The following is a 19,170-nucleotide window of genomic DNA, read 5'->3' as shown; positions in this document are numbered from 1 at the left end:
CCTGTGAATGTGAACCGGCTGATGTTCGGGGCGGCTTCGGTTTGCCAAACCTCACCTTTCCGCTGGCGACTCTGGCCAGATTGTTCCGGCGTGAAGTGCCTGGCCTGCGGGGCGTAGGCATGGGGGCGCACGGGGCGCGCGCGATGCCGGAGCACGCTCCGATGCGCCGCACGCACCGGAAACGACGGCGCGCTGCCCGTTCGTCTGAGAAGTACACCCGAACGGGGGCGGTCGGGGGAGGCCGCAGGGGGACGAGGGGGACGGCTGTGCGAATCAGGTTATGGGCGAGGGGACTACCTGTCGTGGCGCTCGTGGTGGCGCTGTTCGCCTGTGCGTCGGGGGCGAGTTTCGGGGTGGCGCCGTCGCCTTCGCCGTCGTCACCCGGTGCGGTGGTGCGGCCTTCGCAGGCGAACCCGCACCCGCACAAGACGACTTCGTCGCCCCAGCCTGAGGTGAAACCTGTGCTGTCCGTGAACCCGGCGGAGCTGGAGCAGGGCGCGTATCTGACTCTTGTCGGCGAGTACTTCGACTGTGCGGTCGACTCGGATTATTTCGCAGGTCCGCTCACCCTGTCCGGAGACTTACCGGCCCCGATCACGTTGCGGACCGACGATTACGGTCAGTTCTCGCAGCAGATCAAGGTGGCGAAGGACGCGGCTCCGGGCGCTCACACCATCGTCGCGACCTGCGACGGGCGGCCCTCTGTGACCCTGACGGTGACCTACTACGTGAAGGCGCCGAGGCCGCCGCAGGTGGAACCCGACTTCACTCTGAGGCCCGACCACGGTAAGCCGGAGACGCAGGTGGGAGTGTCGGGCAAGGGCTTCCTGTGCGAGGGCGCGGCCCGAGTGTCGTGGGACGGGACGGCGCTGTCGGACGCCGAAGCCACTCCCGCCGCCGACGGCACGCTCACCACGTCGTTCACCGTGCCGCCCGATGCGACAGCTGGGGCGCACCAGGTGACGGTGAGCTGCGCGGCGGCGCCGACCGCCCGTTCGGTGGCGGCGGGGGCGGCAGGTATCGCGGTGTCGCGAACGTTCACCGTGACCCAACCGCCCGTTTCACTACCTGTCTCACCACCCGTTTCGCCGCCGCTTGTCAGCCCGTCACCCGGGGGTTCGGTGGGGTCCCCGTCGCAAGGGGGCGGGATCGGGGGCCTGCCCAACCCCGCCAGTCCAGCGGTCACCATTCCCGGGGGCACACCGACCTCGCCCGCCTCCGATATACCGGGCCCCACTGGCACTGTTACGCGGGATCCCTCTCCCACTGCGTCTGACGACGACGGGAGTTCGCCGTCCGGAAGCCCTTCGTCCACACCCGGGCAGTCGTCAGGGCCGCACGACAAGGGCGGCGGCGCGGGCACAGGCAACGGCAATGGCAATGGCAAGGGCAGTGGCGGCGGCAAGACACCAGGTCCCGATGTTGGGCACGACCACCCGGCCGGACTGGTGGGGAGCATGCGCACCCCCGCCCAGATCTCCTGGGCGCTCAGGGACGTGGCGGGATCGGTGGGCATGGCCCTGTGGTTCCTGCTGCTCGTGCTGCTGCTGGAGAAGGCGTTCCCCTCGCAGTTGGCGGAGAACGCGTTGGGCCGTTGGTGGCGTGATCTTCGGCGGCGACGCCGGGTGCGGGACCGGGCGGCCCTGTTGCCCGGCTGGGTCCGGATGGGCGCCTTCGCCGCGCTCGGCGGAGCCCTTGTCGTCTGGGCCGACGCCACGGCTCACTGGGGCGTATCCACCCTGGCCAAGGCGCTGGGGGCGGCGGTGGGCACGCTGCTGATCCTCGTGACGTACGAGAAGACGAAGGACTCCCTGCTGCGGCCCGGCCGGGGCGGTGTACCGGCCGAGCTGCGAGTGGTTCCCGCGGGTCTCGTCCTCGCGGTGCTCATGGCCGCGCTCTCGCGGGGCCTGGCGTTCCCGGTCCCGTACGTCTACGGCCTGGTGGCGGTCTACATGGTGCTCGGCGCGGTGCCTCCGGGGCACCGTCCGTACAACGCCATGCCGAAGGGGCAGGCGGTGATGATCGGCGGGATCTGTGTCCTCAGCGCGGCACTGCTCGTGTGGGCCGTGGGCGCACCCCTGATCGAGCGCGGGCGTACGGCCGCGCCCGGGACCGCGCCGTACATCCTCGCGTACACGGTCTGCCTGATAGTCGTCGGCGGTGTCGAGGTCGTGGTCTTCGGGATGCTCCCGCTGGCCGGCATGGACGGACACGCGCTCAAGAGCTGGAGCAAGCCCGCCTGGTACGGCCTGTATCTGATCGCCCTGACGTTGTTCTTCCATGTCCTGCTGCACTCCGCGCACCCCGGGTTCGGCCCCGGCTTCGTGGTCTCGAACGATCTGCGCTGGTGCACCCTGGCCATCGCGACGGGGTTGTTCGTGGCGGCCTGGGTCTTCTCGATAGGGCTGCGCGGCTACGTGGCCCGACTGGAGCGCCGTACGGCGGCGATGGGCTGAGCCGGGACGGATGTGGCCCGGGGCGGCGGCGTGCGCCGCGCCGGGGCGGAGTCGATGATGGGAGGCCCGTGCCGGGTACGTACCAGCCCGTGCCGGTTGCGTACCTGAGAGACAGGACCAGACGATGCCGCAGGAACGAGCAGGTGAGCGGTCCTTCCCCGAGCCGGGTCGGGCCTGGGCGGGACACGACGGCGCCGAGGCGTTCGCGGCGGTGGACGCGGCGAGCGACTGGCTGCTCGGCTATCCGTTCGTGTTCCGGGCCGTGGCGCGGGGGAGCCGTAAGGATGGCGTCCTCCTCGACTTCGGCTGTGGGCCGGGGCATGTGGCCGATGAGGCGGCCCGGGCACTCGGGATGCGGATCATCGGGGTGGACGCCTCCCCGGACATGCTCATCCTGGCCCGCGACCAGGGCACGCCAGACGCCGAGTACCACCTGGTGGCCGACGGCCGGGTGAGTGAGCTGGCGGACGCGTGCGCGGACGCGGCGATGTGCAACCACGTGCTGGCGTCGCTGCCCGACGAGGCGACCCTCCTGGAGGTGTTCGGTGAGATCCACCGGCTGCTGCGGCCCGGAGCCCCGCTCGCGCTGCTCTCCACCGATCCGGCCTGCTCCGGCATCGAGTACGCCTCGCTGCGGGTGGGGGAGCCGGGCGTCATGTACCGGCCGGGCGAGCCGCTGACCGTACGGCTGCGTCGCACGGACGGGACCTGGCAGTCCGTACGCAACTACGCGTGGCCCGTCGGGGTGTTCCCGCCGCTGCTCGAACGGGTCGGGTTCACCGAGGTCGGACAGCACCACCCGACGCCCGACGAGGCGGTGGGAGTGGCCGATCCCGAGCATGTGCGCAGCCGCGACTGGGCCGTCGAGCGGGCGCGGCCCCCGCTGGTGGTGACGACGGCCGTCAAGGCGTGACGCGTTGCGGTGTCGCCGAGGTGCCGTCGTTACAGAAGTTCCGTCGTGGTACGGGCCGCTCGGGGAGGCCGAGCGCGGCGATTACCGGGCGGAAGGCGTGTTTTGGGGTTAGTTCACGACACAAGCCCGAGTTACGGAAATGTCCTGAATTCGTAAAGTGGGTCGGTTCAACGTCGTCGAGGGCGAGGCGGCGGGCGAGAGTGTGGTCCTCGGCAGCAGCCGGGAACCTGGCCCGCCCCACCACCCGGCCCGAACAAGGCCGTTGGGGGCTTGTCCTTGAGAGAGCACGCACATGTCTGCTTCGCGCACCAGCCGCCGCATCATCGCCACCCTCGTCGCCTCCGGCACCCTGATCGGTGCCGCGGCGCTGCCGGCCGTAGCCGCCGGCCCCCACCGGCACGCTCCCCGCTCGGCCGTGATGATCGGCAAGGTGCAGTACAACAGCCCGGGCCGTGACGACCGTTCCAACCGGAGCCTCAACGGCGAGTGGGTGGAGGTGAAGAACACCGGCCACCGCGCGGTCCAGCTGCGCGGCTTCACGCTGACCGCCAGTGACGGCACCCGCTACCGCTTCCACGGCCTGCTCCTCGAAGGCCACTCCGCCGTCAAGGTCCACAGTGGCGTCGGCCGCGACACCCGCCACGACGTCTACCAGGACCGTCACCACTACGTCTGGGACAACAACCGCGACACCGCCACCCTGCGCAGCGACCATGGCCGGATCCTCGACACCGCGTCCTGGGACCGCGGCGCCCACCACCTGCGTCACCACCACCGCTGACCCCGGCCGACGGTAGGACCCGGAAGACGGGGACGTAACGCCGTCCGGCCCCACCCCGGTACGTGTCGAACGCGGCGTGCCCGCGGCCACAACAGGCCGCGGGCACGCCGCGTTTCGAGTGCGGCACCGCCCCCGGCGCCCATGCTCAGTGCAGGCGTTCGATCGCCACCATCGCCGCGTCGTCGCCGAGTCGGTGGCCCGCCACGTGGGCGATCAGGTCGTCGCAGAGGTGGCGCAGCAGCGACGCGGGGCCCGTGCCCGACCAGGTGGCCAGGCGCTCCGGCAGGGGATAGAACGTGCCCGCCCCGTCCCGCGCCTCGATGACGCCGTCGGTGTAGAGGAGCATGATGTCGCCCTTCTCGAAGGCGAACGTCTCCGCGACGAGGGCGGGTTCCGCGAGGCCCGCCAGGCCCAGGGGCGGTGCCGGCTGGGCCACGTCCAAGGAGATGACGCGGCCCTCGCGCAGCAGCAGCGGCGGGGGATGGCCGCAGTTGATGAGGCGGAGCGCCGGTTCGCCATCGGGGATGTCGAGCACGGCGGCGGTGATGAACGCCTCGGCCCGGTCGTCGACTTCGTCGCCGTTAGGGCCGACGTCGGCCAGGTCCGGGCAGACGGCGCCCTCCAGATAGGCGACCAGGCCGGACAGTTCGGCCTCCTGATGGGCGGCGGCCCGGAACGTGCCCAGCACGACGGCCGCGTCCCCCACGGCCTCCATCCCCTTGCCGCGTACGTCGCCGATGATCAGCCGGGTGCCCAGATGCGTACGGGCGGCGGCGTACAGGTCGCCGCCGATCTGTGCCTCCGCCTCGGCGGGCAGATACATGGACGCCATGTGCAACGGGCCGATCCGTTCGCGCAGCGGGCGCAGCACCACCCGCTGCGCGGCCTCCGCCACGTAACGCAGCTGGATCAGCTCCCGCTCGTGCACCTCGCGCAGATGGGCGAAGAGCGTCACGAACACCGAGATCAGGATCAGCGAGACGATCTGGACCGAGTGGTTGAGGTCGGTGACGCTGCCGCGCACCATCGCGACCACCACCTGGGCCAGTACGGCGACGGCGCCGACGAGACCGGTCGTCCGGGGACCGGCGAACGACGCGGTGATGGCCGGGGCCGCCGCCAGGAACGGTCCGAGGTGGACATTGGGCGGCGCGAGGACGTCCAGCACCGATACCACGGCCATCAACGCGAACGGCGCCACCAGCAACGCATGGCGCAGCGGGTGGTACGGGTGCTGATCCGTGCGTAGTTCCCGAAGATCCATGACTCCTGAATACACCGCACCCCGGCCCGGATCCCCCACGCCCGGCCGACAGACACATGAAGTCCCCGGCCGACCGGGCCCTCGCACAGGTCCCGGAGCGCACCGGCCGCAGCGCGCGGAGGCCCCCGCCGCCTCGCACTCAGTTCCCCGCCAGCACCCGCCGCAGCACCTCGGCGAACTCCTTCGGTCGCCCGACGAAGCCCCCGTGGTCGCCGGGGAACTCGACCGGCGTCGTACCGATCCGCTCGGCCAGCGCCATGGAGGTCCGATACGTGATCAGCTTGCGCGAGTCGGCGCCGATGCCGACGACGACCCGGGCCGGGCCCGCTGTCAGCGCGGCGAAGTCGGGCAGATGGCGGGTGGTGCCGCGCAGCTCATGCTCGAAGAAGCGGGCGCCGTTGGCGATGTCCTGCGGCGTGGGCTCGAACGGGGCCGCGGCGGGGGCACCGTCGTCACCGGTGTCGCCGCCGGTGTCGAACCCCGCGCCGGCCATGAACTTTATCCACGCCGCCCCCTGGCCCTCGCGGTGGAAGGTCGCGACGATGTCGTCGGTCTCGGCGCGCCGCACGGCGGCGTCGGGCAGCAGCTCAAGCAGCGGCGGCTCGTGCGCGACGAGGGTGCGGACGCGTCCTGGATGACGGGCGACGAGCGCGAGCCCGGTCACCGCGCCGCCGCTGCTGCCGAACACGTCGGCGTTCTCGGCGCCGAGGGCGTCGAGGAGGGCGGCGACGTCGTCGGCCCGCAGCTCGGGTGTGGAGTCCTGCTCCGGGTCGGTGAGGGTGCTGCCCGAGATGCCCCGGGGGTCGTGGGTGACGACGGTGTGGTCGTCCGCGAGCGCCTCGGCCAGCGGCGCGAACGCCGCCGCGTCCATCGGCGCCCCCATGACCAGCAGCAGCGGCCCCGCGCCGCGCACTTCGTAGCGCAGGCGCGCGCCGGGGACGTCGATGCTCTGGATGGTGGTCATTCCATCGGTCCTTCCGTACGGGGTCGTCCGCGGTCGCGGTGACAGAGGAAGGACTTCGGGCGCGGCGAAAACTCATCGCCCTCAGCAGGAGTGGAGGAACGTCTCCACGGTCCTGGTGAAGTACGCGGGGTCGTCGAGCCACGGGAAGTGGCCGGCGCCGGGCTGGACGGCCAGTTCGGCCCCGGGCAGCAGCTCCGCCATGGCCTCGGCGACGCGGGGGAGCGGTCCGCTGTCCAGCTCGCCCGCCAGGATGAGTACCCGCGCGCCCGAGCCGGCGATGGCGGACCGGGCCTCGGCGGGGGAGTACGCGTCGTCGGGCGCGTACAGTTCGGCGGCCTCCATATTGGTCTGCGAGACGTCGAGTGCGGCATGCGCCTGCGCGGCCGCGTCCCAGCGCCCGTAGAAGAAGGGCACGACGGCGTCCCAGTCGGCATCGGCGTCGGAGCCGCCCCAGATGCGCTCGTACGCGTCGTACGCGTCCGTGAACCACGGCTCGCCCGCCCTCAGAGCGACGGCTTCCCGGCGGTGCTCCTGGGTGAAGTCGATGCCCAGGGCCCGGGCGCGCGGGGTGATGAGGGTGAGGGAGCGCACGCGGTCCGGGTGCGCGGCGGCGTACAGCAGGGCGATGTCGCCGCCCGCCGAGTGCGCGAGGACGTCGATCCGGTCCAGGTCGAGGTGTGCGCGAAGGGCCTCGACATCGGCGACCTGCCGGTCACAGCGGTAGGTCGCCGGGTCGTCGGGTGTACCGGAGTCGCCGGTACCGCGCAGATCGAGCAGCACGAGGGTGCGCTGCTTCGACAGTCCGCCGAGATCACCCAGATAGGCGGAGGCGCGCATGGCGCCACCGGGCAGACAGAGCAGGGGCTCGCCCTCTCCCACGAGGTGATAGGCGAGTTCGGTGCCGTCGACGGCGGTGAAGGTAGGCATGGTCGCCATCCTGATGGCCGCGCGACGATCAGGGCAAGAGGGTTTGGGTAGGCGCTGAGCTGGGGGTTCATACCGCTGCGCCCGCCGTCGTACAACCAGCGCGGTAGCGCACCGCCGCCTACCGTGCTGGTTCACGTGCATTGTCATCCCGGGGTCCGATGACCCGCCAGAAGCCATGAACTAACGTACTCGCGCCGGACTTCGGACCTCGCACGACGTGACAACGGGAGACGACATGAGCCTCGACACCACCCGACGTGTATCGGTGACTCTCGGAGCGGCCGCACTGCTGGTCGGCGGCCTGTTCGGCGCCACCGCCGCGCAGGCCAAACCCGGTGTCGCCACCATCGGCACCGGCTCGCACAACAAGGCCGGCATCAAATGCGTCCAGCGCGCCTTCAACGCGTACGCGGGGACCAAGCTCGCCGTCGACGGCGTCTACGGCACGAACACCAAGACCGCCGTGCAGAACTTCCAGCGGTTCTGGCGGCTCCCGGTCGACGGGGTCGTCGGGCGGCAGACCGGCGGCACCATCGAGTTCATGGTGGCGCAGAACAACGGCGGCACGGACGTATGGCGCGCCAACGGCTGCTGGGCGGCGGTCCCGACCCTCAACTGAACCAGCCGCGCGGATGCCCGAATAGACTCTGTCCCGGCCTGTGGGGCGCGGGCGATAGTGGCTGCGTGGGGGATGTGCAGCGACTGGCTCGCTGTCTGGAGGCGGCGGTAGGGGAACGTTTCGTACGGGATGAACTGGCGGCACTGGTCTCCGAGGCCATCGGTCCCTGGGTGGCACATGACGGGTTGCGGCTGTTCGGGATGAACCCGGTGACCGGTGCGGTCTCGTTCGGGTTTCTGCACGACTTCAGCCCGTATCTCGTCCGGGCGCAGCTGTACGACGCGTATCTGGGGGACGACCCGTTCAGTCCGGTCGACATCGCGCGGCTGCGCGCACCGGTCGGGCTGCTCGGCGGGCGCGATCGTACGGCTGAGGCCACCCAGGGACATCGGCGCGCCCGGGAGATCCTGGCGGCGCACGGCGCCGGGTGCGAGCTGAGGTTGCTGCTCCGGGACGGTCAGGGGCTCTGGGGGCTGCTGGCGTTGCTGCGGGCGGAGGGCGGCAGACCCTTCGACCGGGACGACGCGGACCGGCTGGTCGAGATCTCCCCGCTGCTGATCGCGCTGTTGCGCCGGTACGCGATCGGCCGGTCACCGGGTGCGGGCGGTGCGCGGCTGCCGGCGGGGGTGGCCGTCGTCGGACCCGACCACGAGGTGCGTTCCCTCACTCCCGAAGCGCAGGCCTGGATGCGGGAGATCGATCCGGCGCGCGGCCTCGCGCCGGAGTGGATGCCGCTGGTGTCGATGCGCGAGATCACGCTCGCCGCGCGCCGCCACCGGATCGATCCGGCGGCTCCGAAGCCGCTGGCCTACAGCCCCGCCGCCTTTCTCGGGCGCCGGGTCGTGGTGCATGCCCAACCGCTCGACGAGGACGGTACGGGCGATGTCGCCGTGGTCCTCCAGGAGGCCACCGGCCCCCTGCTCCTGTCCACGTTCTCGGCCTGGCACGGCCTGACCGCCCGTGAGCGCCAACTCGTGGAGCATCTGTATTCCGGCGCGGCGCCCAAGCAGATCGCCCGCAGCCTGGACGTGTCGGTGCACACCGTCAATACCCATGTGAAGGCGGTGTTCCGCAAGACCGGGGTCAGCGGCCGCGACGAGCTGACGGCCGTACTCGACTCCTGACGGTGTCCTTCGGCCTGGGGCCCGCGGCCGGGATGAACGCGGGAGGCTCGGCAGCCGTATTCATGGTGTTGGAGCGGACATTGCCCGGTGGACATGGCGATGTACCTGCGACACGTCCATACGGGGAGGACGGAAGTGACGTCGACGTCGGAGCCACTGATCGGCCGTGAATCGGAATGCCGCCAACTGGGCCGCGTGGTGGGGCGGTTCGCCGGTGGTGCGGCGCAGGTGGTGGAGATCACCGGCGAGCCGGGGATCGGGAAGACCCGTCTGCTCGCCGAACTGGGGCGGCTGGCGTCCGCCCGGGGACACGTGGTGCGGACGGGACAGGCGACCGCGACCGGTGGCGGCAGGCCGTGGGAGCTGTTCGGGGACGTGTGGGGCGACGGTTCGCCGGGTGACGTCCGCAAGCGGCTGGAGGCGGCGTCGCCGCCCACGGGACTCGTCTTCCTGCTGGACGGGCTCCAGTGGGCGGATGACGGATTTCTGGCGGCGCTCGACGATCTGCTGCGGCGGCCGCCGAGGGTGCCCGTACTGTTCGCCCTCGCCCACCGGCCCCGGCAGGCGTCGCCGCGTTTGCGCGCACTGCTGAGGAGCGCCCTGGCCGGGGGGTGGGAAGTGGAACGAGTCTGTCCCGGTCCGCTCGACGTGGGCGAGGCGACGGCCCTGGCGGACCGAATTGGAGGCGTGGGGAGCCGGTTACCCGAGCTCTTACGTGTGGGCGGCGGCAATCCGCTCTATCTGAAGATCCTGGCGCAGGCCGACGAGACCACTGTTGACGCCCGGACCGACGCCCACGCCGCCGCCTTCGAAGTCGAGGTCGCCGCAGAGCTCGCGCGAGTATCCGCGACCGCACGCCAAGTGGCGCGCGCCGCCGCCGTGGTGGGGGAGCACTTCACCTCCGAACTCGTCGCCGCCATCGCCGGTCTCCCCGAGATCGCCACCCTCTCCGCCATCGACGAGCTGGCGGGTGAAGATCTCGTACGGCCGGTCGAGGCACCGCGAACGTTCACCTTCCGCCACCCGCTGCTGCGCGATGTGGTCTACGAGAGCGCCCTGCCGGGCTGGCGGCTCGCCGCGCACACCACCGTCGCCGCCGCACTGACGGATCGTCAGGCAGACGCGGCGGCCTGCGCGTTCCATGTGGAGCGCACCGCACGGCCCGGTGACCGCGACGCGGTGCGCATCCTCGCGGAGGCCGCTCACCTGGTGCGCTTTCGCCAGCCCGACAGCGCGGTGCGGTGGCTGCACGCCGCACTGCGACTGCTGCCGACGGACGCCGTGGCCCAGCGAGCCCGGCTCCAGTTCCGTCTGGCGCGGCTGCTGTGCGCGGTCGGCCGGCTGCGCGAGAGCCGTGAACTGCTGCACGCCGTACTGGAAGTGCTGCCGCGCGAGTCCGCCGGGCGGTACGCGGAGGCGGTGGCCGCCTGTGCGCTGGTGGAGCGCGCGCTGGGCAGGTATGCCGAGTCCCGTTCGCTGCTGGTCGACGCGTTCGATGTGTTCGACGGGGCGGCGCGGGACGCCGACGCGGCCGGTGTCCTGGAGTTCGCGCTCGCCCGCGACGAGCTCGGTGAAGGCCGTCCCGCCGACTGTGCCGCGCGGGCCGAGCGCGCGCTGGCCGTCGCCGAGCGGTGCGGCAGCCGGGGCCCGGCGGCGACCGCGCACGGGCTCCTGTCGCTGACCGGCGTGCTCACCGGAGCCATCCCCTCGGCCCAGGCCCACAGCGCGTCCGCCGCACGTCTGGTGGACGGTCTTCTGGATGGGCAACTCGCCGGTGACCTCCACGCGGTGCTGTGGCTCGGGTGGAGCGAGGGGATGCTGGGGCGGCCATCGGTCGCGATGGGCCATCTGGACCGGGGGATCGCGGTCGCGCGGCGCTCGGGCCGGGAGTTCGCGCTGACGCATCTGCTGACCGCGCGCGCCTTCGTGGCTCAGCTGTCGGGGCGGCTCCACGAGGCCGAGGCGGCCGCCGCGGAGGCGCTGGAACTGGCGGTCCGTTCCGGCGCCGAGGAGGCCCGGAGCGGCGCGCTGGCCGTGAGCTGCCGTATCGCGGTGGTTACGGGCGATCTGGACGCGGCGCTGCGGGCAGGGGCGGCGGCGACGGAGTATCTGCCGGGGGGAGCCGGGGTGGGGGGCTGGTCGGGCGCGTCCGTCGCCCGCGCGCTCGCCGAGGCCCGGCTCGACGCGGGCGACGCGACGGGGTGCCTCGCGGCCGTGCGGACGGTGGGCGGCGTCGAACTGGCCTGGGCGGACGTGTGGTCGAGGGTCGACTGGTGCGAGCTGTTCACCCGCGCCTCGCTGGCCGCCGGGCGCGACGACGTGGCCGAGCGCTGGGCCGACCGGGCCATGGCGGCCGCTCGCCCGCTGGCGCTGCCGGGACGGGTCGGACTGGCGCTGCTCGCCCGGGCGCAGGTGCTCGCCCATCAGCGCTCCGACTCGGCGTTCCGAGCGAGTGTCGCGGCGTACGACGCGCTCACCGAGGCGGGCCTGGTGATCGACGCCAACCGGGCCCGGCTGACGGCTGCCGCGTCGTTGACGGCTCGCGGTGATACGCGCCGGGCGGCGGCCGAACTGGCCACGGCACACCGTACGTTCACCGCCTGCGGAGCGCGTTCGCTCGCTCGCCGGGCCTCGGCCGAGCGGCGCCGCATCGCGGCGACGCGACCGCCGCAGGAGGCCGCACGGCCCGGCGACCTGGCAGCCCTGACCCGGCGCGAGGGCGAGGTCGCGGCGCTGGTCAGCGAAGGATTGACAAACCGTCAGATCGCGCAACGGCTGCAAGTGACGGAGAAGACCGTCCAGATGCACCTCTCCAACGCCTTCGGGAAACTCGGCGTCACCTCGCGGGCCGCACTGGCCAGCGCGGTCGTCCGGGCGGCCTACTCCTGACGCGTCCACGACCTGACGCGTCCTCGGCTGACGCGTCCACGACTGACGTGCTCACGACCTCACGCGCCACGACCTGGGGTATGTGCCAATACCCCCGATCGGTCCCCGCCCCGCACTCTGGAATCCGTTCGCAACGCACTTCGCACCACACATCGGGGAGGTGAATGACCATGTCGATCGTCCTCAAGACCCGCAAGACCAGCATCGCCGGCCGCGCCGTCGCCACCTGATTCGAACGACGCGGGCGTGCGGCTCCGGCCGTGCGCCCGCCCCAGGCGGCATCGGCCGCACCCCGCACCACGTACGTAATCCGAACCGAACACGGGGGACAGAGTCATGACGGACCATCAGGCCAAACCACGCATCAAGCCGACCCTCCCGGTCTACCGGGTATCGGACCACGTCTACATCCAACTGCCGGGAAAGTGCGTCGAGTTGTCCGACGCCGACGGCGGGGTCGGAGTGTTCGTGGGCCTTCTCGACGGCACCCGGACCGTGCCCGAGGTGCAGCGTGATCTGCGGGCGGCCGGGCGCGACCTCACGCGGGAGGAGGTCGACGCCGCGATCGAGGAGTTCGACCGTGCCGGGCTCATCGAGGACGGAGGCGTCGCACCCGGGCTCGACGGCCACAGCCTGGAACGCTGGAAGCGCAACCTGGGTTTCTTCGAGAACTACAGCTCGCTCTTGACCAGCAAGTACACCCTTCAGCGCAAGCTGCGCGACTACCGGGTCGTCCTCCTCGGCCTCGGCGGTGTGGGCAGCCATATGCTGTACGACCTGGTCGGGCTCGGGGTGCGCGACATCCGGGTGGTGGACTTCGACACCGTCGAACTGTCCAACCTCAACCGGCAGATCCTCTACCGCGAGAGCGACATCGGCCGTCCGAAGATCGAGGTCGCCACCGAGCGGATCCTCGCCTACGACCCGCTGGTCAAGCTGGACGCCCGCTCGACCTACATCGGCTGCGCGGACGAGGCGCTGGCCGTGGTCGAGGGGCGGGACCTCGTCCTGTCGGCGGTGGACATGCCGAAGATGCAGGTCGTCAACTGGATCAACCAGGCCTGTGTCACCGCGGGCGCGACGCTGATCACGGGTGGTGTGGACAGCCGCCGTATCGCGTACTACACGATGATCCCCGGCGTGACCGGGTGCGTGGAGTGCTGGAAGGCGGACGTGGCCGAGCACGACCGGCTGTCGGCCGACATCAGTGTCAAGAAGACCGAATGGGCGGCGTCGACCCCCGACGAGCCGCGCTTCCCCGAGGACATGTCGGCGTTCGGCGCGCTGGTCACGCTGTACACCGCGCACGTTCTCGGCGAGGTCGTGCGGCTGGCCACCGGTATCGCCCCGCCGCTGTCCCAGGGGCGGCTGATGGAGGCCTACTTCGACGACGCCGTACCGCGTGAGTCCGAGCGGTGGAGCCGCCGGCCCGACTGCCCGGTGTGCGCCCACGCCCCTGCCGCACCCGCCTTCGCCGCGCGCGCGACGGCCTGAGCCGGACAAGGAGGTCGATCCGATGCGTACACCGCGTGTCACCACCCTGGCCCCCGCCGACGCCGACCGCTGCATCGAGCGCAACCGCGGCCTGTGGGACAACTGGACCGGGTTCCACGTGGGCAGCGACCACTACCACGTACAGGGATTCCTGGAGGGCGGCAGCACCCTGCGGTCGTTCGAACCCGACGAACTCGGCGAGGTCTCCGGGCGCTCCCTGATCCACCTCCAGTGCCACTTCGGACTCGACACCCTCAGCTGGGCCCGGCGCGGCGCCCGTGTCACGGGCGTCGACTTCTCGCCTGCCGCCGTCGCGCAGGCGAGGAGCCTCGCGGACACGGCAGGGCTCGACGCCGACTTCCGGTGCGCGGAGATCTACCGGCTGCCCAAGGACCTCGAAGGCCGCTTCGACATCGTCTACGTCTCGTTCGGCTCGGTCATATGGCTGCCCGACATCCGCCAGTGGGCCCAGGCGGCGGCGCGTCTGCTCGCGCCGGGCGGAGTCCTGTATGTGGCCGAGTACCACCCGGTCCTGCACGTCCTCGACTTCGACGACGATGTGAGCGAACCCATCGTCCGCTACCCGTACTTCGACCGTGCGCAGCCGATCGCCCATGAGCTCCACGGCACGTACACCAACGCCGCCGACGATGTCGTCGAGTCCGGATACACCTGGGCGCACTCGCTCGGCGAGATCGTGACGAGCGTCGTCGACGCCGGGCTGCGCCTGGAGTTCGTCCACGAGTTCCCGTCCGCGTGGTTCCCGGTGCTGCCCTATCTGGAGCAGCGCGAGGACGGCGCGTACTGGCTGCCGGCGCACATCGAGGGCGAGCTGCCGCTGCTCTTCACGATGCGCGCGACCCGGCCGAAGGGCTGAGCGAGCCATGCAGTGGGATCTGTCCACACTGGCGCCGCCGCCCACGGGCCCCGCCGTCGCCGCCCGGGCCAGGGGGTGCGCCGAACGCTGGCGCGGCCGGGTCGGCGGCATCGGGCCACACGACCTGTCCCGCCTCCTCGCCGAACTCGGCCAGGCACGCGCCGGGTTGACCCATCTCATCGCCTACGCGGCACTGCACCAGAGCCTCGACGTCTTCGGCCAGACCGGCGCGGAGCTCGCCCTCGTCGCGGACACGGTCGCCGAATCCGTCGAGGACGCCCTTCGCTTCTTCGATACGGAATGGCAGGCGCTGCCCGACGAGCGAGTGGCGCAGCTGCTCGCGGCACCCGCCCTGGCGCCCTACCGTCATCTGCTGCTCACCGCACGGGAGTCGAGGGCGCGTCCGCTGCCCGACGAACAGGAGCGGGCGCTGGCCGCACGCGAGCCGCTGGCCCAGGCGTGGGGGCTGCTGCACGACCGGCTGCTCGCACCCCTGGACCAGGCCTGGTCCGACCTCACCCACACCGATCCCGCCGTCCGCCGGTCCGCGTATGACGCGCTGGTACGCGGCCTTGAGCCGTACGCCCGTACGCTGGCGCTCGCCTACGACACCCTGGTCGCGGACCGGCTGGCGGTGGACCGGCTGCGGGGGCTCGCGCGGCCGCGCGCGATGAGCGACTTCGACAACCGGCTCGACTCGACGACCGTCGACCGCATGCTGACCGAGATCACGCTGCAACACGGCCTTGCGGAGCGCTGGTTCGTGCACAAGGCCCGGCTGCTCGGTGTGGAGTCGCTGGCCGCCTGGGACGAGCGGGCCCCGCTGCCGGGGGCCGGGCGTATGACGCTGGCGGCGGCGATCGAGACGGTGCTCGCGGCCTTCGCGCGGATCTCCCCGGAGATCGCCCAGGTCGCGCGGCGCATCGTCGAGGAAGGCCGCATCGACACCGTGCCCCGCCCCGGCCGGGTCTCCCGCACCTTCTCCCTGCCGGTCCCGTCCGAGCGGACCTGTTTCGTCCTCGTCAGCTTCGGCGGTAGGCCCGCCGATCTGCTCGACCTGGCGCATGAACTCGGCCACGCGGTCGCCTTCGTCCTGGCCGCCGAAGCCCAGCCCACGCTCGTCTTCGACGCCCCGACCGCGCTCGGTGAAGTACCCGCGTGCTTCGCCGAACTGGCCGTCCTCGACTGGCTCGCCACCGAAGGCGACCCGACGCAGGCGGCCGACGCCGAGGCGCAGTGGATCGAGCGCTGTATGCGGACCGTGTTCCGGCAGACCATGATCACCTCGTTCGAGCAGGCCACATACGACCTGCGCGAGGAGGAGCGGGTGCTCGACGCCGAGGCGCTGGGCGATCTGTGGCAGCAGGCCCACCGTGACTGCTACGGAACGGCCCTCGCCCCCGGCGCGCTGCAACGGCTGGAGTGGATGCGCATCCCCCACTTCTTCCAGGGCCGCTTCTACAACTACGCCTACCCCTTCGCGGGACTGACCGCCCTCGGGCTGCACCGGTTGCGACGGTATGACCCCGCCGCCTTCGGTTCCGCCTTCGCCGCGTTCCTGCGGGCCGGCGGTACGGCCTCGCCCGACGAACAACTGGCCCGGCTCGGGCTGTCGATCGACGATCCCGAGACCTGGCGCTCGGCGCTCGGAGAGATCCGTACGCGCCTGAACACCCTCACCACAGCCCGTCTTCCGTATCGGAGCCGAACATGATGTCCGACCGCTACCACTGGAACCGCACCCACCCGGGACTCACGGGACTGCAACAGGCGATCACACCCGACCGGGAGGCGATCGTGAACCACCGGATGTACCACGACCTGGACCGCCTCGACCGTATCGGCGTCTTCCTGGAGCACCACGTCTTCGCCGTCTGGGACTTCATGTCCCTGCTCAAGAGCCTCCAGCGAGAGCTCACCTGCGTCAGTGTGCCCTGGGTGCCGCAGGGTCCCTCGACGAGTCGGCGGCTCATCAACGACATCGTGCTGACCGAGGAGAGCGACGAGATCGGGGACGGCTATCTGAGCCACTTCGAGCTCTACCTCACCGCCATGGCCGAGGCGGGCGCGGACACCGCCCCGATCCATACCTTCATCGAGCGGCTGCGGGGCGGCACCCCGGTGGCCGAGGCTCTCAAACTCTCCGGCGCACCGTCGGCGGCGGCCGACTTCGTCGCGCACACCTGGGACATCATCGAGTCCGCCCCGGTGCACTGCCAGGCGGCCGCCTTCGCCTTCGGCCGTGAGGACCTGATCCCCGACATGTTCGAACGGGTCCTGCGGATCGAGGGCGCACAGCACCAACTCACCTCGTTCAAAGACTACTTGGTCCGCCACATCGACATCGACGGCGAGCAGCACACCCCGATGGCGATGCAGATGCTGATCGACCTGTGCGCGGACGACGACCGCAAGTGGTCCGAGTGCGCGACGACCGTACGACGCGCCCTCGTCGCCCGGCACGAGCTGTGGAACGCGGTGGCCGAGGAGATCGTACGGATATGAGGCGCACCATCGCGGCGGTCGGCGATGTGCTGATCGACCGCAGCCGGCCGGACCGCGCGCTGGAAGGTGTGCAACCGGTGCTCGCGGCGGCCGATCTCGTCTTCGGCAACTTCGAGGGCGTGCTGACCGACACCTTCGGCGCGACACCGGGATCACCCACGTCGACCGTGGTGGCCACCGCCAACGCCGCACCCCTGTCGGTCTTCGACGTGATGTCCCTGGCCAACAACCACGCCATGGACGCGGGATACGGAGGTCTCGCCGACACCGCGGCGACGCTCGCCGCACGAGGTGTACGTACGGTCGGCGCCGGTATGTCGTCGGCCGAGGCGCTGCGGCCCGCCACGGTACGGGTGGGGGCGCGCCGGGTCGCGGTGGTGGCCTGCACTTCCGTGCTGGCCGTCGGCGCCCAGGCAGGACCGTCGACGCCGGGCGTGGCGGCGCTGCGCGCGGAGGACTGCTACACCGCACCCGTCCCGGGGTATGTGTGCCCCGGGCTGCCGGCCAAGGTGGTGTCGGTCCTCGACGACGGGGACTGGGCGCGGGTCGAGAAGGCCATCACGGACGCCCGCGCCCGGGCTGACCTGGTGGTGGTGAGTGTGCACTGGGGCGACCACACCCGGCCGTGGGTGATCACCGAGCACGAGCGGCTGTGCGCGGAGCTGATCGCCGGGGCAGGCGCGGACCTCGTGCTCGGCCACCATCAACACGCCCTGTGCGGCGCCGAGTTCATCGGCGGAACACCGGTGTTCTACGGGCTCGGGCACATCGTGTTCGACATGCCCCGCTTCCCCGACGACCTGCGGGCCGCCGGATTCGACATCGACCGGGCGAGCCAGGACGAGCTGGTGGAGGCGTTCGGCGAGTACGGCTTCTACCCGCGCCCGGACAGCGCCGCCTTCCCTTTCCACCCGAGCACCCGGATCACCGCGGTCGCCCTCGTGGAGCTCGACCACGACGGGATCGGCCGGTGCGGTCTGGTGCCGTGTCTGATCGACCGGGACGGCATCGCGCGACCTGTCGCCCGCACCGATGACCGCTGGGCCGAAGTCCTCGGCCACGTCCGGAAGTCCATGACCCACCCACGGCTCGGCACAGAGGTCGTGGACGAGGGGGAGACGTTCGCGGGCTGCCCGCTGGTGACGCTGACGGTATGAGGTGAGGGCTGCTCCCTCGGCCCGCGTGCTCCCACCGGCGAGGCCGGGCCCGTGCGGGGCCCGGCCTGCCAGGAGCTGGGGAAGATGCTCAGTGGTTGGTGCCCGAGGCCCAGACCGCGCGGCTGCCGTCATAGATGACCACGTTGCCATCGTCCTGGACGGCCAGGCGCGAGCCCGGTCGCCCATCGGTGTTGGAGGCCCACACCGGGCGGTTGGAGCGGGTGTAGACGACGAAGTTTCCGTCGGTCTGGAACCGGGCCGTCCAGCCCTGGCCGACCGTGTTGGAAGCCCAGCGGGCCCGGTTGAACTCGTCGTAGATGACGAGGTTTCCGTCGGACTGCATCACCAGGCGGGCGGTGTCGGAACTCACCGACTGATTGTGGTTGAGGGTGAACGGCGCATAGCGGATCTGGGTCGAATCGGCGTGCGCGTGCGCCGACTTGCCGGTGGTGGCCGAAGGGCTGTGGTGCAAAGGTGTCGCGCTCGCCTGGCCGACCAGCGCCATGGTGGCGAGGGTGGCGGTTGCGAGAAGCGTGGTGACTCTCTTCCCCACGAATAACTCCTTGGGTCAGGTAGTTCATCCATCGGCGCCCGGGGCGGGAGCCTCACCCGGGACTCTGGCAGCACGGTTGTGGCGGAAGCGTGTGCTCCGCAGGGAGGTGACGTGTTCGTGTCACTCTTTGACCTGAAGTGGAAGGCTACACCTGTCAGGGGTGGAGCCCGCATTCATCCCCTACACGAGTCACCTTGAACGGTATTTCTTGGCATGGCGAGAATGTGTTTTCTGGCGATGACTGAAAATCTCGGAGCGCGCGCAGTGCGATGAATTTGCGCCGGAGCCTCCCGCTGCTCGCCGTAATCCGGTCAATTCATCCGGAGTTCCGTTTCGAATCGTCTCCGCTGTCTTGTTCTCCCTTCGAACATCCAATCCGTAGGTAAGTCCTTCGGGTAATAGATGGGGCGCCGCCCTCCTGCAAGGCTGGGCGGCGCAGATGGACTGCGGTGAATGATCGAGAGGGAGTCACATGTCGGTCGAGGCAGGGTCCGAGAACCGCGCGCAGCAGAGTCTTGGTACGGCGGCCGCGCGGAATCTGGCGACCACGACCAAGTCCGCTCCTCAGATGCAGGAGATCACCTCTCGGTGGTTGCTGCGGATGCTGCCGTGGGTGCAGGTGCAGGGTGGTACGTACCGGGTGAACC

15 protein-coding genes and 1 pseudogene are annotated in these 19,170 nt (G+C 71.0%); 12 read left to right on the top strand and 4 right to left on the bottom strand.

Annotation, left to right across the window (positions count from 1 at the left end):
- Positions 1-461: 461 nt before the first annotated feature.
- The 3 genes from BG418_RS32290 to BG418_RS32280 all read left to right on the top strand — a co-directional run bounded on the left by BG418_RS32290 (position 462) and on the right by BG418_RS32280 (position 4,150).
- On the top strand, positions 462-2,456 hold the full coding sequence (locus BG418_RS32290) for an FGLLP motif-containing membrane protein (protein ID WP_188277596.1): 1,995 nt from the start codon (positions 462-464) through the stop codon (positions 2,454-2,456).
- Positions 2,457-2,580: 124 nt separating this feature from the next.
- Positions 2,581-3,369 carry a class I SAM-dependent methyltransferase gene (locus BG418_RS32285; protein WP_188277595.1) on the top strand — a complete coding sequence of 263 codons (789 nt, stop codon included), beginning with the start codon at positions 2,581-2,583 and terminating at the stop codon, positions 3,367-3,369.
- Between the two features lie 292 nt (positions 3,370-3,661).
- Positions 3,662-4,150, top strand: coding sequence for a lamin tail domain-containing protein (locus BG418_RS32280; protein ID WP_188277594.1), 489 nt, complete (start codon positions 3,662-3,664; stop codon positions 4,148-4,150).
- Positions 4,151-4,295: 145 nt separating this feature from the next.
- Here the strand turns inward: BG418_RS32280 and BG418_RS32275 are convergent, their stop codons facing one another.
- From BG418_RS32275 to BG418_RS32265, 3 genes are all read right to left on the bottom strand, one after another.
- Positions 4,296-5,414 (bottom strand): PP2C family protein-serine/threonine phosphatase, encoded by a 1,119-nt coding sequence (locus tag BG418_RS32275; protein WP_188277593.1) that lies wholly within the window; start codon positions 5,412-5,414, stop codon positions 4,296-4,298.
- A gap of 139 nt (positions 5,415-5,553) precedes the next feature.
- Entirely contained in the window at positions 5,554-6,378 is an 825-nt protein-coding gene (locus BG418_RS32270) for an alpha/beta fold hydrolase (protein WP_188277592.1), read from the bottom strand.
- 81 nt (positions 6,379-6,459) lie between these two features.
- A complete protein-coding gene (locus BG418_RS32265; RefSeq protein ID WP_188277591.1) occupies positions 6,460-7,305 on the bottom strand; it encodes an alpha/beta fold hydrolase in 846 nt (281 codons plus the stop codon).
- A gap of 235 nt (positions 7,306-7,540) precedes the next feature.
- Between BG418_RS32265 and BG418_RS32260 the strand changes: the two genes are divergently transcribed.
- The 8 genes from BG418_RS32260 to BG418_RS32225 all read left to right on the top strand — a co-directional run bounded on the left by BG418_RS32260 (position 7,541) and on the right by BG418_RS32225 (position 17,970).
- Entirely contained in the window at positions 7,541-7,924 is a 384-nt protein-coding gene (locus tag BG418_RS32260; protein ID WP_188277590.1) for a peptidoglycan-binding domain-containing protein, read from the top strand.
- A 65-nt stretch (positions 7,925-7,989) separates the two neighbouring features.
- A complete protein-coding gene (locus tag BG418_RS41010) occupies positions 7,990-9,048 on the top strand; it encodes a helix-turn-helix transcriptional regulator (RefSeq protein WP_188277589.1) in 1,059 nt (352 codons plus the stop codon).
- Between the two features lie 135 nt (positions 9,049-9,183).
- Positions 9,184-11,937: a LuxR C-terminal-related transcriptional regulator gene (locus BG418_RS41005; RefSeq protein ID WP_317453835.1), complete on the top strand. Its 2,754-nt coding sequence runs from the start codon at positions 9,184-9,186 to the stop codon at positions 11,935-11,937.
- A 336-nt stretch (positions 11,938-12,273) separates the two neighbouring features.
- Positions 12,274-13,431, top strand: coding sequence for a ThiF family adenylyltransferase (locus tag BG418_RS32245; protein ID WP_188277588.1), 1,158 nt, complete (start codon positions 12,274-12,276; stop codon positions 13,429-13,431).
- A 22-nt stretch (positions 13,432-13,453) separates the two neighbouring features.
- The gene (locus BG418_RS32240) at positions 13,454-14,308 is read left to right on the top strand and encodes a bifunctional 2-polyprenyl-6-hydroxyphenol methylase/3-demethylubiquinol 3-O-methyltransferase UbiG (RefSeq protein WP_188277587.1); all 855 of its coding nucleotides are present in this window, start codon (positions 13,454-13,456) and stop codon (positions 14,306-14,308) included.
- Between the two features lie 7 nt (positions 14,309-14,315).
- Positions 14,316-16,022, top strand: coding sequence for a M3 family metallopeptidase (locus BG418_RS32235; protein WP_188277586.1), 1,707 nt, complete (start codon positions 14,316-14,318; stop codon positions 16,020-16,022).
- Complete coding sequence (locus tag BG418_RS32230) at positions 16,019-16,813, top strand: DUF3050 domain-containing protein (RefSeq protein ID WP_188277585.1); 795 nt, start codon at positions 16,019-16,021, stop codon at positions 16,811-16,813. Before BG418_RS32235 ends, BG418_RS32230 begins: the two co-directional genes overlap by 4 nt.
- Positions 16,810-17,970, top strand: coding sequence for a CapA family protein (locus BG418_RS32225; protein WP_188277584.1), 1,161 nt, complete (start codon positions 16,810-16,812; stop codon positions 17,968-17,970). Before BG418_RS32230 ends, BG418_RS32225 begins: the two co-directional genes overlap by 4 nt.
- Positions 17,971-18,058: 88 nt before the next feature.
- On the opposite strand, the gene BG418_RS32220 is transcribed toward BG418_RS32225, so the two are convergent.
- Positions 18,059-18,523 (bottom strand): hypothetical protein, encoded by a 465-nt coding sequence (locus tag BG418_RS32220; RefSeq protein WP_188277583.1) that lies wholly within the window; start codon positions 18,521-18,523, stop codon positions 18,059-18,061.
- A 472-nt stretch (positions 18,524-18,995) separates the two neighbouring features.
- On the opposite strand from BG418_RS32220, the pseudogene BG418_RS32215 reads away from it, so the two are divergent.
- Positions 18,996-19,170 (top strand): annotated as a pseudogene (locus BG418_RS32215) (Crp/Fnr family transcriptional regulator); the annotation flags it as partial.

This window comes from Streptomyces sp. CBMA152 (assembly GCF_014596475.1).
Lineage (GTDB): Bacteria > Actinomycetota > Actinomycetes > Streptomycetales > Streptomycetaceae > Streptomyces.
The sequence above is the reverse complement of the archived record's forward strand: the minus strand, read 5'-3'. Positions and strand labels throughout refer to the sequence as shown.

Coding starts and splice junctions, on each gene's coding strand:
- BG418_RS32285 (WP_188277595.1), top strand. CDS start 2,581: ATGCCGCAGGAACGAGCAGGTGAGCGGTCCTTCCCCGAGCCGGGTCGG.
- BG418_RS32280 (WP_188277594.1), top strand. CDS start 3,662: ATGTCTGCTTCGCGCACCAGCCGCCGCATCATCGCCACCCTCGTCGCC.
- BG418_RS32275 (WP_188277593.1), bottom strand. CDS start 5,414: ATGGATCTTCGGGAACTACGCACGGATCAGCACCCGTACCACCCGCTG.
- BG418_RS32270 (WP_188277592.1), bottom strand. CDS start 6,378: ATGACCACCATCCAGAGCATCGACGTCCCCGGCGCGCGCCTGCGCTAC.
- BG418_RS32265 (WP_188277591.1), bottom strand. CDS start 7,305: ATGCCTACCTTCACCGCCGTCGACGGCACCGAACTCGCCTATCACCTC.
- BG418_RS32260 (WP_188277590.1), top strand. CDS start 7,541: ATGAGCCTCGACACCACCCGACGTGTATCGGTGACTCTCGGAGCGGCC.
- BG418_RS32245 (WP_188277588.1), top strand. CDS start 12,274: ATGACGGACCATCAGGCCAAACCACGCATCAAGCCGACCCTCCCGGTC.
- BG418_RS32240 (WP_188277587.1), top strand. CDS start 13,454: ATGCGTACACCGCGTGTCACCACCCTGGCCCCCGCCGACGCCGACCGC.
- BG418_RS32235 (WP_188277586.1), top strand. CDS start 14,316: ATGCAGTGGGATCTGTCCACACTGGCGCCGCCGCCCACGGGCCCCGCC.
- BG418_RS32230 (WP_188277585.1), top strand. CDS start 16,019: ATGATGTCCGACCGCTACCACTGGAACCGCACCCACCCGGGACTCACG.
- BG418_RS32225 (WP_188277584.1), top strand. CDS start 16,810: ATGAGGCGCACCATCGCGGCGGTCGGCGATGTGCTGATCGACCGCAGC.